This is a genomic window from Xenorhabdus sp. SGI246, assembly GCF_040838225.1.
Taxonomy (GTDB): Bacteria; Pseudomonadota; Gammaproteobacteria; order Enterobacterales; family Enterobacteriaceae; genus Xenorhabdus; species Xenorhabdus indica.
Genome location: NZ_JBFPEZ010000087.1, coordinates 1 through 14,113 on the forward strand (window position 1 = coordinate 1; position 14,113 = coordinate 14,113).

The following is a 14,113-nucleotide window of genomic DNA, read 5'->3' on the forward strand; positions in this document are numbered from 1 at the left end:
AATTAAGTACACGAGAGTATGGAGACCCCTTCAAGGGGTAAGCCAAAGAGACAATGACACTTTAGCTTGAACAAAGAGAAAGCGGCGTCATTTAGGCGCAGTCGGTAACATGCCCTTATAGGGCTAGAGCAAACCACCCGCTATGCGGGTGGTTATGATTTTCCCGTCATTTTTTCTTCTCTTTTACTCCCTCTTGGCGATTAAAAAAACGCGATAAGACGTAGTGACTGATTTTTTACTCTTTTAAATATGCGTTTTAAGTTCGTTTTTGTTCTTTATCAAACAATTCTCGCAGATTTTGAATATATTTTGGTTATGCCAACCAACATAAAATCAGAGCGGGTTTCCCCACTCTGAAACTGATAGCCATTCTGAAACTGATAGCATAGTACTGCCTCATCAATACAACCAATCTTTACCCATGCGATCTGCTGCCAGAATTGCAGCGTAAACTTGTTCTGGAGTTACGGTAAATGGCATATTGTGAATGGTTTCCCCTTCGGCACAACTTGTTATGGCAACCTGCATTATTTTTTTATGTAAATTCTCATTCTCCCGTAGGCCAAGTTGCTCCAGAGTCACCGGGAGGCCGATTTGTACACAGAAGTCGAGTACTGTTTCTAACTCCTCACTTGGGCTATTTTCCAATATCAGTTGTGTCAACGTGCCGAATGCCACTTTTTCACCATGATAAAGATGGTGGCACTCTTCCAGTGTGGTAAAACCATTGTGAATGGCATGGGCAGCGGCAAGCCCTGCGCTCTCAAAACCAATTCCACTATGATAGGTATTGGCTTCAATAATATTTTCAACTGCGGGTGTCATAACTCCGGCCTCTACTGCCAGTTTCGCTTTATAACCCTCTGCCAGCAAAGTGTCGTAGCACAGTTTTGCCAAAGTCAGCCCAGTCAGAGAAGTTCCGCCACCCGCCATGGTCAGGTTATGGGCTGTACTGCTGGCACGTGCTTCAAAATAAGTCGAGAGAGCATCTCCCATACCTGATACAAATAGGCGGACAGGGGATTTGGCAATAATATTGGTGTCTACCAACACAATATCGGGGTTTTTCGGGTAGAGCAAATAACCATCAAATTTTCCCAATTCTGTGTATAAAACGGAAAGCGCACTGGTGGGGGCATCTGTTGAGGCAAGCGTCGGAGAAAGGATAGTCGGCAACTTCGCGTCGTGTGCCACTGCTTTGGCGGTATCAAGCGTTTTTCCACCCCCAATTCCAATCACTGCCTGACATTGGTTATTTGATAAAATGGCTGACAGGCGTTGTATTTCACTACGACTGCATTCACCGTTGAAAACTTCAAAGTGGCTGGTTACCTGGTGTTTTTTCAGGCTCTTGCTGACGATATCTCCAATGAGATTCATCACAAAATTATCAGCAATTACGAAAACATGGTCAGCAAGAATTTTAGTATATTGACCGATGTGGGATATCGCATCTGGTCCTTGGATATATTTGGATGGAGACTGGATCACTTTCAGCATAAGAAATATTCCTTCTTCACTGGAAACCCGATATAGACTGTCACAACGTTGGTGTGTGGCAGGTTATCAGTGGCTTCGGATAAAAGTATTTGTTTGCCTGTCCGCCACCACTATACGACAAAATATACGGGTAGGTGATGTGTAATAGCAGAAAATGAGGGATCTATGAGGAAAAACTGAAAGGAAATTTGCGCCCTGATTAACTTAGGACGCAATGTTGTTTTAACTGGTTTTAGCCAGTGTTTTATCTACTGAATATGAGAAAAAGAACTTAAGAATAAGATTCAGCAAGATACCATAAGCGGGCAGGAAAAAGAGCATGCAAATAAACAACTTAAATGCGTAATCTACTAATGCAATCTCTACCCAATGTGTTGCCATAAACGCATCAGTACTGCGATAGAACGCAATAAAGAAAAATGCCAGTGTATCAAGCATATTACCGAAAAACATGGCAGCAGCCGGTGCTATCCACCACCGTTGTTTTTGCCGCAGTCGGTTGAAAACCCCAACATCCAATATCTGACCAAGAACATAAGCCATAAAACTTGCTGCTGCGATGCGGGCAACAAACAGGTTAAACGTTCCTAAAGCTGAAAATTCCTGCCATGTCCCCTGAAAAAACAGTGCGGAGATAAGGTAGGAGATCAACAAGGCCGGAAGCATGACAGTCATAATAATTCGGCGTGCCAATGGAGCACCATAAATACGCACTGTTAAATCTGTTGCCAGAAAGATAAAGGGAAATGTAAATGCTCCCCAAGTGGTATGAAAACCGAAAATAGAGACAGGCAACTGTACCAGATAATTACTGGAAGTAATGATCAGAATATGAAAAAGAGAAAGCCAGATTAACACAGATGCTTTCTGCTGCGTGGCTATCTGCTGCGTCGTTAATTGGAACATATTGTACCTTTTTACTGAATGGGGTGAGGGAACCCAGAAACCAATTTTCCCTTAATAATCAGGGAGGACAAATCATACGCTGGCTGAACAACAAAAGCAAAATGCAGCGATTGGCGATATTATGTAATATAATCCGTCGCTATAGATAATGAATTCACAGAGATTGTTATGGCCGATTTTTTTGCTAACCCTGATAAAACACTTGATACACAGGGGTTGCGTTGCCCGGAGCCGGTAATGATGGTACGTAAGACTGTCCGTTATATGGATGCAGGGCAGACGTTATTAATCATTGCTGATGATCCGGCGACTACTCGCGATATTCCTGGTTTCTGCCGTTTTATGGAACATACGCTGATTGCTCAAGAGACGGCGGAAACGCCATATAGATATCTAATCAAAAAAAATGAAAATATTGCATGATGAACTGGTAGAAAAATAAACCCGTGCTAAGCTTATTAGTGTGGGACTTGGGAATGTTTATCACCTCACTAAGTGCCATATTTCCTTTTGTCTTAATAGCAATCTTGAGTAACTGTCATGTTATTTTGAAAAGGTGCTTCCTTCGCACCTTTTCAGTTTGTTTTCTTCACCATTTATGGGACTTAAATGGATTTATATGTTATGGGATTTAATTCATCTCTGGGATTTAATTCGTAGCAACCGAATAGCATTTGCTGTCACCAATGCTGTAGCACCTGAATCCGCTAATACGGCCATCCATAACCCCGTGATCCCTAATAGGCTGGTGACCAGAAATATCGCCTTCAAACCTAATGCGATAGTGATATTTTGGCGGATATTGTAGTGTGTTGCCCGCGACAGAGTGATAATTTCTGTCAAACCTGTTAACCGATTGTGTGTCAGTGCAGCATCGGCTGTTTCCAGAGCAACGTCAGTACCACTGCCCATCGCTACCCCAATACTGGATGCTTTCATAGCAGGAGCGTCATTGATGCCATCACCGACCATCATTGTGTTGTGCTTTTCATTGAGTCGCATTACCGCTCTGACTTTGTCTTCTGGCAGTAGTCCTGCACGATAATCAATACCTAATTGACCTGCAATCGCCGCCGCCGCACGAGGGTTATCACCGGTCAACATCACAGCATTGACTCCTTGTTGCTTCAAAGACTGAATAGCTTCAATAGCATCCTGACGTAAAGTATCCTGCATAGCAATTAGGCCAATAAATTGCTCATCTTTTACCACGGCAACCGTTGTTTTTCCGCTATCTTCCAGCTCAATCACTCGCTGTTTCCATTTTTGGGATAATGTATTTTCAGGGAGTCGTTCTGGTGCTGAGACTAATATTTTTTGCCCTGATAATTGTCCTGCAACCCCGATACCCGCCAGTGCCTTACGATTTTCTGCTTCGATAATAGTGATGCCTTTACTTTCTGCCTCGTTAAGAATGGCTTTGGCTAATGGGTGATGGGAACCACTTTCTACAGCACCTGCCATGGACAGTAATGTTTCCACACTCATATTTTCTACGGGTTCAATATCTGTGACCTGGGGTTTCCCTTCAGTCAGCGTGCCTGTCTTATCCAGTGCAATAGTAGTGACTCTACCGAGTTGCTCTAATGCAGCACCGCCTTTGATGAGCGCTCCACGTCGGGTTGCGGCTGCGAGTGCAGAAGTAATGGCTGCAGGGGTTGAGATAACCAGTGCACAGGGACAACCAATCAACAACAGCGTCAGACCGCGATAAATCCAGGTATCCCATGGCTCAGCAAAAAATAGAGGCGGTATTATCATGACCAGCGCAGCGAGCAAAATAATCAACGGCATATAAATACGGCTGAATTTATCAATGAAACGTTCAATCGGTGCCCGGCGTTCTTCTGCTTCCTCGATCAATTGCAGAATACGGTCAATGGCATTATGTCCGGGTTCAGACATGACTTTCATTTGCACTGCGCTATCAACAGAAAGAGACCCTGCTGCGACTTTTTCTCCTTGCTTGCGTTCAACAGGAATAGATTCACCTGTCAGAGCACTCTCATCGAAACTGGCGAACGAGTTAAGGAGTTCAGCATCAGTGGGTAAACGGGCACCAGGAGCAATTTCGATGATATCGCCTGGGCGTAACTCGGCGGCAGGAACGGTTCTCTTTCCGCCATTTGTTACGAGTAATGCCTGCTCAGGCACTAATTCCATTAAAGCACTGACACCACGGCGGGCACGACCTGCGGCATAGGATTCTAGAATTTCTCCTAGTTTGAACAGCAAGATTACCATTGCAGCTTCTGAAGTCGCATTGATGAACAGCGCACCAATAGCTGCCACGCTCATTAGTGATTCAATCGCAAAGGGGGTTCCGGCTCGAAACAATTTGATGGCTTTAGTTGCAATGGGGTATAACCCAATTAACACCGTTATAATGAAAGCGATATGCCCTGCGGGTGCACTGATTTTCGCAATGCCCGCGCTGATAATCATTAATGCAGCAAGAGTGAGGATCGGGGAGAATGTTTTCCAAAGGTTCGTCGCGGGTGGGAGCTTAGACATTGAGTCAGTTTCTTTGATTTCGAAACCAGCTTGTTTGATCGCTTGGACAACAGCAGCACGAATATCGGAATCAGCATCTACGATCAGCTTTTCTGTTGTGAACAGCACCTTGACCTGTTTGGCTTCAGGAATTTTTTTCACGGCATTTTCAATTTTTCCTGCGCAGCTTGGGCAGTCCATGCCATGAATAACCCAGTTGAAGCGCTGGCGGGCAGTGAGCTCAGGAGGTGTTGTATCTTGTATGACATGAGCGTGATCGAATGAGCAAGAACCACTATGATGTGCATGTTTTTTGTCGTGAGAATGATTTTTTTCATACTCATCAGGTCGATTATGCTTTTTATTATTAAAATGTGAACGTTTTCTTACATTCTTAATGCTGGCAGAACCTTGAAGGACTCTCTTTGGGCTGGAGATAGAGCCACTTTGTAATTGTTTATTTTTTTTAAAAATAGAGAACATAATGGCCTCTCAATGATGTTGATTCTGGTTGATTACCATTAACTCTACACTTTGGAGTTGACTCCAGAGTCAAACTCAAAAAGAGAAATTTTTTTGATGAATTGTGCTATCTGACATTGAGAGCATTTCGCTCACCAAAGGTGAGCGAAATAAATAATATCTCAGTACAGAATTAAACAATTAATGAACGAATAATCAAAAAATGCCCAATAAAACGACAGGTTGCCACGATTGCTTTTGATAATTTAAAAGGGAAGCGATATTGGTCAATGATACTAATACTATGTGCAATGAGAAGTAAAATGGCTCCGGTCACGGCGGAGAAACGGCTTGCGTTGCCGAGTGCAAAATATTGTTCTCCTGCAACCCAAACCATAATGAGCACCATTATCCAGGTATCCAACACCCGCCAACGTAAGGTATCGAGACGTTTCCAGACAATAAGCATGACTACGATACCGACAACCAGCAAAATCAATGGCAATGGGAAGAAGAAACTGAACTCCATATGTAAGGCAAAGCTGATTGTATAAAGCAAATAACTCAGGAACAGCGAGACAAATGAGAATAGTAAATACTTACTGGGGAGCATTCGGAGTGAGTCAGAAAGCAAAGAAACGATAAGACCGGCAATAATGAAATAGCCTGTTACTTCGAGATTTGGAGCCTGAAATGCCCATAATAGTAGAAGTAACATCGTAACTGGGTAAAACGCCCATTGTTGCCATCTGACGCCCCGATAGGCCGCATCAATGTATAACCATCCAGAGAAAAACACCGCAAGAAATGGCCAACTCATATTTTTCCTTTCCTTAAATGTTCAATGCCTGTTTTATCAGGCATTGCTGTTTATGATAGGGTGAAGAGAGAGTACCAATTTTAATTCGATATTAACGATACAACCTGAAATCTACAGGGCATAAAATATAATTTGTTATTTTTTCTTCAGACGCATTTTTTTCTGCCAGGCCAATAATTCAAATACGCCAAAAAAGAAGATCTTAGTTTGTAATAGGCCGGAAAGTTTTTGGTCTTTAGGCTGGGAATGTTTTAACAATAGCAGTTGGAAAGCATGCATGACCACCGTAAAAACCATAGCGATATCCATAAAGTATTTCAATGGCTTAGGGAAAGGGTGAATCAGATTGAGGATCATGATACCCCAAACACAAACCATAATTGCTCTTCCTAATTGAATAAACATTATTGACTCCAGAATCGATTTAATAAGTAGGTCAAGCCGAAACTTACTAACGGCGGATATATAATCGGTATGCAACCTGCCCGGCAATTTTTTCCCGGTGTAAGTGCCAGTTTGTAGGAACTTCTGTTGCGGCAGATTCAGCTTCAGCTTCGACATAAACCCAACTCACCTCAGCCAGCCAGCCGTTAGTTTCCAGTAACTTGATGGTTTCCGTCAGCATTCCTTTGCGGAAGGGAGGATCAAGGAATACTACATCAAAAGGCGTGCCAGATTGATTGAGATATTGCAGCGTATTGCCTTGCACAACATTGCCGTTTTCTGCTTTCAATAAAGCTAAATTGTTTGATAGTTGTTTTGCTACGTTGCGATCGTACTCAATCAAAGTAGCATTATTTGCATAGCGCGATAAAGCTTCAAATCCAAGGGCGCCACTACCGGAAAAACAGTCCAGACAGCGAGCGCCTTGAATGACCGGCATTAACCAGTTAAACAGTGTCTCGCGGACACGATCTGTTGTCGGGCGTAACCCCTCACTATCTGGAACCGGTAATTTTCTTCCGCGCCATTTCCCGCCAATAATGCGGATTTGTCCCAAAGGTGTGCGCTGTGATTTTTTAGTCATAATTTACATAACTTAAATATTTGTCATCGCCGTGATGTAACTTCCCGTCTATTGGGTATAGGCGGCAGATACAAAAAGCAAAAATCAAGAAACCCATTGATTAATTTACCACGAAATCCTCAACAGAATATGTGTTGTGGTCTGATGAAAATGTTAGACTGGATTTTATCACCATTAGGACCTATCTCAGTAGGCGTAATTGTTAAAATATAAAGCGTCTATTGGGTGGGTTCTTGGCTTATCCCTATATGAGTTCTTGATCTGACAAAAGGTAAAGCAATCAGCTTAATGGGATAGGTTGTTACAACGCCATAATTAACCGCGAGGAGTGTAGTGGCCGATGGCAAAAGAGAAAAAAAAAGGTTTCTTCTCTTGGTTCGGACTTGGTCGTCAGGAAAAGAAACAACAAGAAGAACAAATTGAAAAAGAAAAGCGAGTAGCGGAAGAGGAAGAACAACGGCATCTGGCAGAAGAAGCGACCCGTCAGGCAGCGGAAGAAGCAGAGCAACGGCATCTGGCAGAAGAAGCGGCCCGTCAGGCAGCGGAAGAAGCAGAGCAACAGCGTCTGGCAGAAGAAGCGGCCCGTCAGGCAGAGGAAGAAGCAGAGCAACAGCGTCTGGCAGAAGAAACGGCCCGTCAGGCAGCGGAAGAGGCGGAACAGCAACGTTTGGCAGAAGAAGCGGCCCGTCAGGCAGCGGAAGAGGCGGAACAGCAGCGTCTGGCAGAAGAAGCGGCCCGTCAGATAGCGGAAGAAGCAGAACAGCAACGTTTGGCAGAAGAAACGGCCCGTCAAGTTGAAGAAGCGGCCTCATTACCTAAAGAGCAGGAACGCCCAACCAAAGAAGGCTTCTTTGCCCGTCTGAAACGGAGTCTGGTAAAAACTCGCCAGAATTTGGGAGCCGGGTTTTTCGGATTATTCCGTGGCAAAAAAATTGATGATGATCTGTTTGAAGAACTGGAAGAACAGCTATTGATTGCGGATGTTGGTGTTGAAACGACTCGTAAAATTATCAACAGCTTAACCGCTCATGCCAGCCGTAAAGAATTGAAAGATGCGGAAGCGTTATACACAAAACTGAAAGAAGAAATGTCCGGTATTCTGGCAAAAGTTGATAAGCCGCTGGAAATTGAAAGCAAATCGCCTTATGTCATTCTGATGGTTGGCGTGAATGGCGTTGGTAAAACGACGACAATTGGTAAATTGGCGCGCCAATATCAATCTCAGGGGAAATCCGTCATGCTGGCTGCGGGAGATACTTTCCGTGCTGCGGCGGTAGAACAATTGCAGGTTTGGGGGGAACGCAACAAGATCCCGGTGGTTGCGCAACATACTGGTGCGGATCCAGCATCTGTTATTTTTGATGCTATTCAATCAGCTAAGGCCAAAGGTGTTGATGTTCTGATTGCAGATACCGCAGGACGCCTACAGAACAAATCTCACCTGATGGAAGAACTGAAAAAAATCGTGCGGGTAATGAAAAAGCTGGACGAAGAAGCGCCACATGAAATTATGCTGACTTTGGATGCCAGCACAGGCCAAAATGCAGTCAGCCAAGCTAAACTATTCCATGAGGCGGTTGGATTGACCGGTATTTCACTAACCAAATTGGATGGTACAGCGAAAGGTGGTGTTATTTTCGCTATTGCTGACCAATTTGAAATTCCGATCCGTTATATCGGTGTTGGGGAAGGCATTGAAGATCTCCGTCCATTTAAGGCTGACGATTTTATAGAGGCTCTTTTTAGCCGGGAGGATTAGTTATCAATGATTCGCTTTGAACAGGTCAGTAAAGCCTATCTGGGAGGACGGCAGGCGCTGCAAGGGGTGAATTTTCATCTGCTTCCAGGGGAAATGGCATTTTTAACCGGTCATTCAGGAGCGGGTAAGAGTACGCTTTTGAAACTTATCTGTGGTATCGAGCGCCCGAGTGCAGGCTATCTCTGGTTTGGGGGGCATGATATCAGCCGACTGAAATCCCGTGAGATCCCATTCCTGCGTCGTCAGATCGGTATGATTTTTCAGGATCACCATCTGTTATTGGATCGCACCGTATACGAAAATATTGCAATGCCACTGATTATCTCTGGGGCCAGTGCTGAAGATATTCGTCGGCGGGTATCGGCGGCGCTGGATAAGGTTGGCTTGTTGGACAAAGCGAAAAACTTTCCCATTCAACTCTCTGGAGGAGAACAACAGCGCGTTGGCATTGCCCGCGCTGTTGTCAATAAACCGACTGTCTTGCTGGCGGATGAACCGACGGGAAATCTGGATGGTGAACTATCTGAGGGCATTATGCGCTTGTTTGAAGAATTTAACCGGGTCGGTGTGACGGTTCTTATGGCAACGCATGATACAGCTCTTATTGAGCGAAGAAATTACCGTATCCTGACGCTAAATCAGGGACGTATGCAAGGAGGACATTATGGTTAAGCATGTCCGTCATTCTGCAAAAAGAACAACGATTTCCAAATCCCGTTCCAAGTCATTAAAAGGGGGGTGGCGTGTACAATCACGTTATGCGTGGAAAAGCACCCTGTCGGATATGTTACGCCAGCCACTGGCAACGTTGTTGACCATCATGGTTATTGCTATCTCCCTCACACTGCCAAGTGTGTTTTACATTGTCTGGAAAAATGTTAATCAGGCTGTAGAACAATGGTATCCCGTGCCACAGCTTACGGTTTATCTTGATAAATCGCTGAATGATGTCAACTCTAATCAGTTGATTGGCGAGCTGAAAGCCATGGACGGTGTGAAATCGGTAAATTATTTATCCCGTGAAGAAGCTGTGAATGAATTTCGTGCCTGGTCTGGATTTGCTGGCGCATTAGATATGCTGGAGGAAAATCCGCTGCCTGCGGTAGCGATTGTTTCCCCTAAACTGGACTTTCAAAACTCACAAGCATTAACAACACTGCGTGATCGTGTGGCACAGTTGAAAGGTATTGAAGAAGTCAGAATGGATGATAGTTGGTTTGACCGCCTCACCGCTCTGGCTAACCTCATTGGCCGGATTGCTGCGGTGATAGGTATTCTGATGGTAGTTGCCTTGTTATTGGTCATTGGTAACAGCGTTCGTTTAAGCATCTTTAGCCGCCGTGAAACCATTAACGTGATGAAACTGATTGGGGCAACAGATGGGTTTATTTTGCGTCCGTTCCTCAATGGTGGGGCATTGTTGGGAATTCTGGGGGCAATTTTTTCATTACTTCTTTCATATTTGCTGGTTTGGAAACTATCCAGCATTGTCACAGAAGTGGCCAGTGTTTTTGGTACAACCTTCAGGCTGCATGGACTGAGTTGGGATGAATCACTATTGTTGATACTGATTTCAGGTATGGTTGGTTGGATTGCTGCATGGTTTGCGACTATCCAGCACTTACGTCGTTTCAGGCCAGAATAGGGCTATTTTGTTGGACATTAGATGAACTTTTGGGCTTAATTAAGGTCGAAAAAACTGTTACTGATTTGTGTGCGTTTTCATACAATGTAGACAATTTGAATATGATTTCCACAATGGTAGAATAGACACATCTTTGGCTTGAATAAATCTTATTGATTGCTTCGTGTGAGTTCAAAAAAACATCAATTTGGTTCTTAGTTTGAGAGAATTTGAATGACAAAAGAAATGCAAACCTTAGCACTAGTTCCACAAGGTAGTTTGGAAGGATACATTCGTGCTTCCAACGCTTATCCCATGCTCTCCGCAGAGGAAGAGAAGGAACTGGCGGAAAGGCTGCATTACCAGGGAGATCTGGATGCAGCAAAACAGCTGATTCTGTCTCATTTGCGCTTCGTTGTTCATGTCGCTCGCAGTTATGCTGGTTATGGTTTACCGCAAGCGGATTTAATTCAGGAAGGTAATATCGGCCTGATGAAAGCGGTTCGTCGATTTAATCCAGAAGTGGGCGTGCGTCTGGTGTCTTTTGCTGTTCATTGGATTAAGGCAGAAATCCATGAATATGTATTGCGTAATTGGCGTATTGTGAAAGTCGCAACAACAAAAGCGCAGCGTAAGTTATTCTTCAATTTGCGTAAGGCTAAACAACGTTTGGGCTGGTTCAATCAGGATGAAGTTGAGTTAGTTGCCAAAGAATTAGGAGTGACCAGTAAGGACGTTCTGGAGATGGAATCTCGTATGTCAGCGCAGGATATGGCATTTGACATGTCATCGGATGATGACAGCCATGACAGCCAACCCGCTCCAGTGCTGTTTTTACAGGATAAGGCTTCTGATTTTGCGGATGGCATTGAAGAAGATAATTGGGAACTCCATGCTGCGGATAAACTTTCTGTAGCAATGGAAAAGCTGGATGAGCGTAGTCAGGACATTATCCGCTCTCGTTGGTTGGATGATGACAATAAATCTACTTTGCAAGAACTGGCTGATAAATACGGTGTATCCGCTGAACGGGTACGTCAATTAGAAAAGAATGCCATGAAAAAATTACGAATGGCGATTGAAGCTTAATGTAATTGACAATTGGCTGAGCATGAAGATTTTTTCATGCTGAATACATACGATAGTAGATTAAAAGGCGATAATTTATTTATCGCTTTTTTTATACACTAACCCGTCCTAAATAAAGTTGACACTTTTCTTCCTCTAATTAGGTGAGTGCATGTATGCAGGAACATGATCGTTTGAAATTATTGCCTTATGAAACGCTGATGGGTCTCACCATTGTTTTTGTCTCAACCTTATTCTTTGGTGTATTTGGTTTTACTGGCTAAATTTTTGTCGGCCGGATACATAGGGGAGAGAGGAAATTGTTATGAAAATTGTGATTGCACCAGATTCATTTAAAGAAAGCCTAAGTGCCTTACAAGTAGCAGAAGCGATAGAACAGGGATTTCGGGAAATTCTTCCGCAGGCTGATTATATCAAGCTACCGATGGCCGATGGTGGGGAAGGTACAGTAGAGTCGCTGGTGGCTGCAACAGGAGGGAAGCGTATCACATGTGCAGTTACTGATCCTTTGGGGAGAACTATTGAGGCTTTTTGGGGGCTGTTGGGCGATGGAAAAACCGCAGTTATAGAAATGGCAGCCGCTTCAGGTTTGCACTTAGTGCCGTTGGAACAACGTAATCCTTTGATAACGACAACATATGGTACTGGAGAGTTGATCCTGGCTGCGTTGGCGCACGGAGCACAAAATCTAATTTTAGGTATCGGTGGCAGTGCCACCAATGATGGTGGTGCAGGAATGATGCAAGCACTTGGGGCGAATTTATGGGATGGGGATAACCGCATTCTGCCATTTGGTGGAGCAGCATTAACACGGTTGGAAAGTATTGATCTTTCGGGTCTTGATCCCCGACTCAAGCAACTGAAAATTACTGTAGCTTGTGATGTCAATAATCCATTATGCGGTGAATCTGGAGCATCTGTGGTGTTTGGTTCACAAAAAGGAGCGACAGCAGAAATGGTTAAGATACTGGATTCAGCCTTATTCCATTACGGAATGAAAATTGAAGCGGCGACAGGCAGAAATGTGATCGATGCTGAAGGGGCAGGCGCTGCGGGAGGTATGGGCGCTTCTTTACTGGGTTGCCTGGGTGCAAAATTACAATCAGGTGTTGAGATTGTGATCGAGACTCTGAAGTTGGAAAAGATGATTCAGGGTGCAGACTTGGTGATTACTGGTGAAGGCCGTATGGATAGCCAGACCATATATGGCAAAACGCCTATAGGCGTTGCACGTATCGCCAAGAAGTTCGGTATTCCTGCTATCGCTTTAGTGGGAGGAATGAGTAAAGACTACCATATAGTCCACCAACACGGTTTGGATGCTGTATTTTCTATTATCCCCGAAGTTTGCACTCTTGCTGATGCTCTGACTAATAGTGTTGATAATCTACGGGTATTGGCACGTAACATTGCGACGGTTTGGAATATGGTTGGTATAGAAAAGAAAGCAGATGGCCATTGAAGAATGGTTGATTACTTGAGAGGAGTCAGAAGCCCCCATATTTTGGGGTTTGGCTCAAGCTTAATGGCAGGCTTCTGACAGGGGATTATTTTGGCCCATTTAACAACCATTTTTCCCTATAATTGTTTCAGCCATGGGAATGTATTGAGTATCGAGTTTATTAACAGAATCTTCCTTATTTTCCTCTTCAAAGCAGTCTTCAAAGAACCATGAAATACGGGTCTCCAACTCCTTACTAATGGCAACCAAATGAGTGACATTAATTCGATTGGTTCCCCTTTCATAACGTGAAAGTTGTTGTTGACTAATGCCAATTTGTTTCGCTAATGCCGTTGCTGTGATACCCAACTCTTTCCTTTTAGTTTGAATACGTTGTCCGATTAATAGGTTTGCATCTTCCATATCTTATCCTTTATTTTCAAATCAGTAAGTTATGGCGTTATCAAGGATAATTGCCCTAGAGCTTCAAAATGGCTTAAATTTACTTCGCCACTGTGCGTAACATAGGGCATACCTTGACGGGTTTAATACCATTCACGGTATGCCCTATTGTTACACCTGATCCGCCGTTTTGTTTTCCGACATGAGCCTTGTTTTTTTTAATGAAATAACCTTTCTTATTAACGTCTTGTAAAAAACAGAACCTTTACTGAGGCAAGGTGTACTCTTCCATGACGCAAACCACATTCTCTATTTTGTTGTTACCTTGCATCTTGCAACTACTTTCCCTCCCGCAAGTGAGTAAAACAGCAGGCTGTTCTCTTCATATGAGGAATAATGAATAGGTCTTTAAACGTTAAATTTGTTATTTATTTTTATTTAATATATTGAATAAAAAGTAATTTTTTTAATTAAGTCAATAAAATTATCAATACATTATTTTTTTACAGAAAATCGCCATTATTTTTCATTTATCTATGTTATTAAGATCTTTTATGAGGTTAGAAACTAAACAAAATATACCAAACTGT

At 43.4% G+C, this 14,113-nt stretch carries 13 protein-coding genes; 6 read left to right on the forward strand and 7 right to left on the reverse strand.

Features of this window, described 5'->3' with window-relative positions:
* Nucleotides 1-399: 399 nt before the first annotated feature.
* Nucleotides 400-1,500, reverse strand: a complete 1,101-nt coding sequence (locus ABLA85_RS16775; RefSeq protein ID WP_367965498.1) for a glycerol dehydrogenase — start codon at nucleotides 1,498-1,500, stop codon at nucleotides 400-402.
* A 222-nt stretch (nucleotides 1,501-1,722) separates the two neighbouring features.
* The gene (locus ABLA85_RS16780; protein ID WP_367965499.1) at nucleotides 1,723-2,406 is read right to left on the reverse strand and encodes a 7-cyano-7-deazaguanine/7-aminomethyl-7-deazaguanine transporter; all 684 of its coding nucleotides are present in this window, start codon (nucleotides 2,404-2,406) and stop codon (nucleotides 1,723-1,725) included.
* Nucleotides 2,407-2,574: 168 nt separating this feature from the next.
* Here ABLA85_RS16780 and tusA point away from each other — a divergent pair, with 168 nt between their 5' ends.
* Nucleotides 2,575-2,829 (forward strand): sulfurtransferase TusA, encoded by a 255-nt coding sequence (gene tusA / locus ABLA85_RS16785; protein WP_367965500.1) that lies wholly within the window; start codon nucleotides 2,575-2,577, stop codon nucleotides 2,827-2,829.
* Between the two features lie 213 nt (nucleotides 2,830-3,042).
* On the opposite strand, the gene ABLA85_RS16790 is transcribed toward tusA, so the two are convergent.
* The 4 genes from ABLA85_RS16790 to rsmD all read right to left on the reverse strand — a co-directional run bounded on the left by ABLA85_RS16790 (nucleotide 3,043) and on the right by rsmD (nucleotide 7,208).
* Complete coding sequence (locus tag ABLA85_RS16790; protein WP_367965501.1) at nucleotides 3,043-5,382, reverse strand: zinc/cadmium/mercury/lead-transporting ATPase; 2,340 nt, start codon at nucleotides 5,380-5,382, stop codon at nucleotides 3,043-3,045.
* 172 nt (nucleotides 5,383-5,554) lie between these two features.
* Entirely contained in the window at nucleotides 5,555-6,181 is a 627-nt protein-coding gene (locus ABLA85_RS16795; protein WP_367965502.1) for a lysoplasmalogenase, read from the reverse strand.
* Between the two features lie 135 nt (nucleotides 6,182-6,316).
* Nucleotides 6,317-6,586 carry a DUF1145 family protein gene (locus tag ABLA85_RS16800; protein WP_047679210.1) on the reverse strand — a complete coding sequence of 90 codons (270 nt, stop codon included), beginning with the start codon at nucleotides 6,584-6,586 and terminating at the stop codon, nucleotides 6,317-6,319.
* 46 nt (nucleotides 6,587-6,632) lie between these two features.
* On the reverse strand, nucleotides 6,633-7,208 hold the full coding sequence (rsmD, locus tag ABLA85_RS16805; RefSeq protein WP_367965503.1) for a 16S rRNA (guanine(966)-N(2))-methyltransferase: 576 nt from the start codon (nucleotides 7,206-7,208) through the stop codon (nucleotides 6,633-6,635).
* Between the two features lie 340 nt (nucleotides 7,209-7,548).
* Here rsmD and ftsY point away from each other — a divergent pair, with 340 nt between their 5' ends.
* From ftsY to ABLA85_RS16830, 5 genes are all read left to right on the forward strand, one after another.
* Nucleotides 7,549-8,967 (forward strand): signal recognition particle-docking protein FtsY, encoded by a 1,419-nt coding sequence (gene ftsY, locus ABLA85_RS16810; protein WP_367965504.1) that lies wholly within the window; start codon nucleotides 7,549-7,551, stop codon nucleotides 8,965-8,967.
* Nucleotides 8,968-8,973: 6 nt separating this feature from the next.
* Nucleotides 8,974-9,639, forward strand: coding sequence for a cell division ATP-binding protein FtsE (gene ftsE / locus ABLA85_RS16815; RefSeq protein WP_367965505.1), 666 nt, complete (start codon nucleotides 8,974-8,976; stop codon nucleotides 9,637-9,639).
* The gene (gene ftsX, locus ABLA85_RS16820; RefSeq protein WP_367965506.1) at nucleotides 9,632-10,612 is read left to right on the forward strand and encodes a permease-like cell division protein FtsX; all 981 of its coding nucleotides are present in this window, start codon (nucleotides 9,632-9,634) and stop codon (nucleotides 10,610-10,612) included. The genes ftsE and ftsX overlap by 8 nt, the downstream gene beginning before the upstream one ends.
* Before the next feature lie 213 nt (nucleotides 10,613-10,825).
* Entirely contained in the window at nucleotides 10,826-11,680 is an 855-nt protein-coding gene (gene rpoH, locus ABLA85_RS16825) for an RNA polymerase sigma factor RpoH (protein WP_367965507.1), read from the forward strand.
* 304 nt (nucleotides 11,681-11,984) lie between these two features.
* Complete coding sequence (locus ABLA85_RS16830; RefSeq protein ID WP_367965508.1) at nucleotides 11,985-13,142, forward strand: glycerate kinase; 1,158 nt, start codon at nucleotides 11,985-11,987, stop codon at nucleotides 13,140-13,142.
* 99 nt (nucleotides 13,143-13,241) lie between these two features.
* Here ABLA85_RS16830 and ABLA85_RS16835 read toward each other — a convergent pair whose 3' ends face one another.
* On the reverse strand, nucleotides 13,242-13,544 hold the full coding sequence (locus ABLA85_RS16835) for a helix-turn-helix domain-containing protein (protein ID WP_367965509.1): 303 nt from the start codon (nucleotides 13,542-13,544) through the stop codon (nucleotides 13,242-13,244).
* Nucleotides 13,545-14,113: the final 569 nt, after the last annotated feature.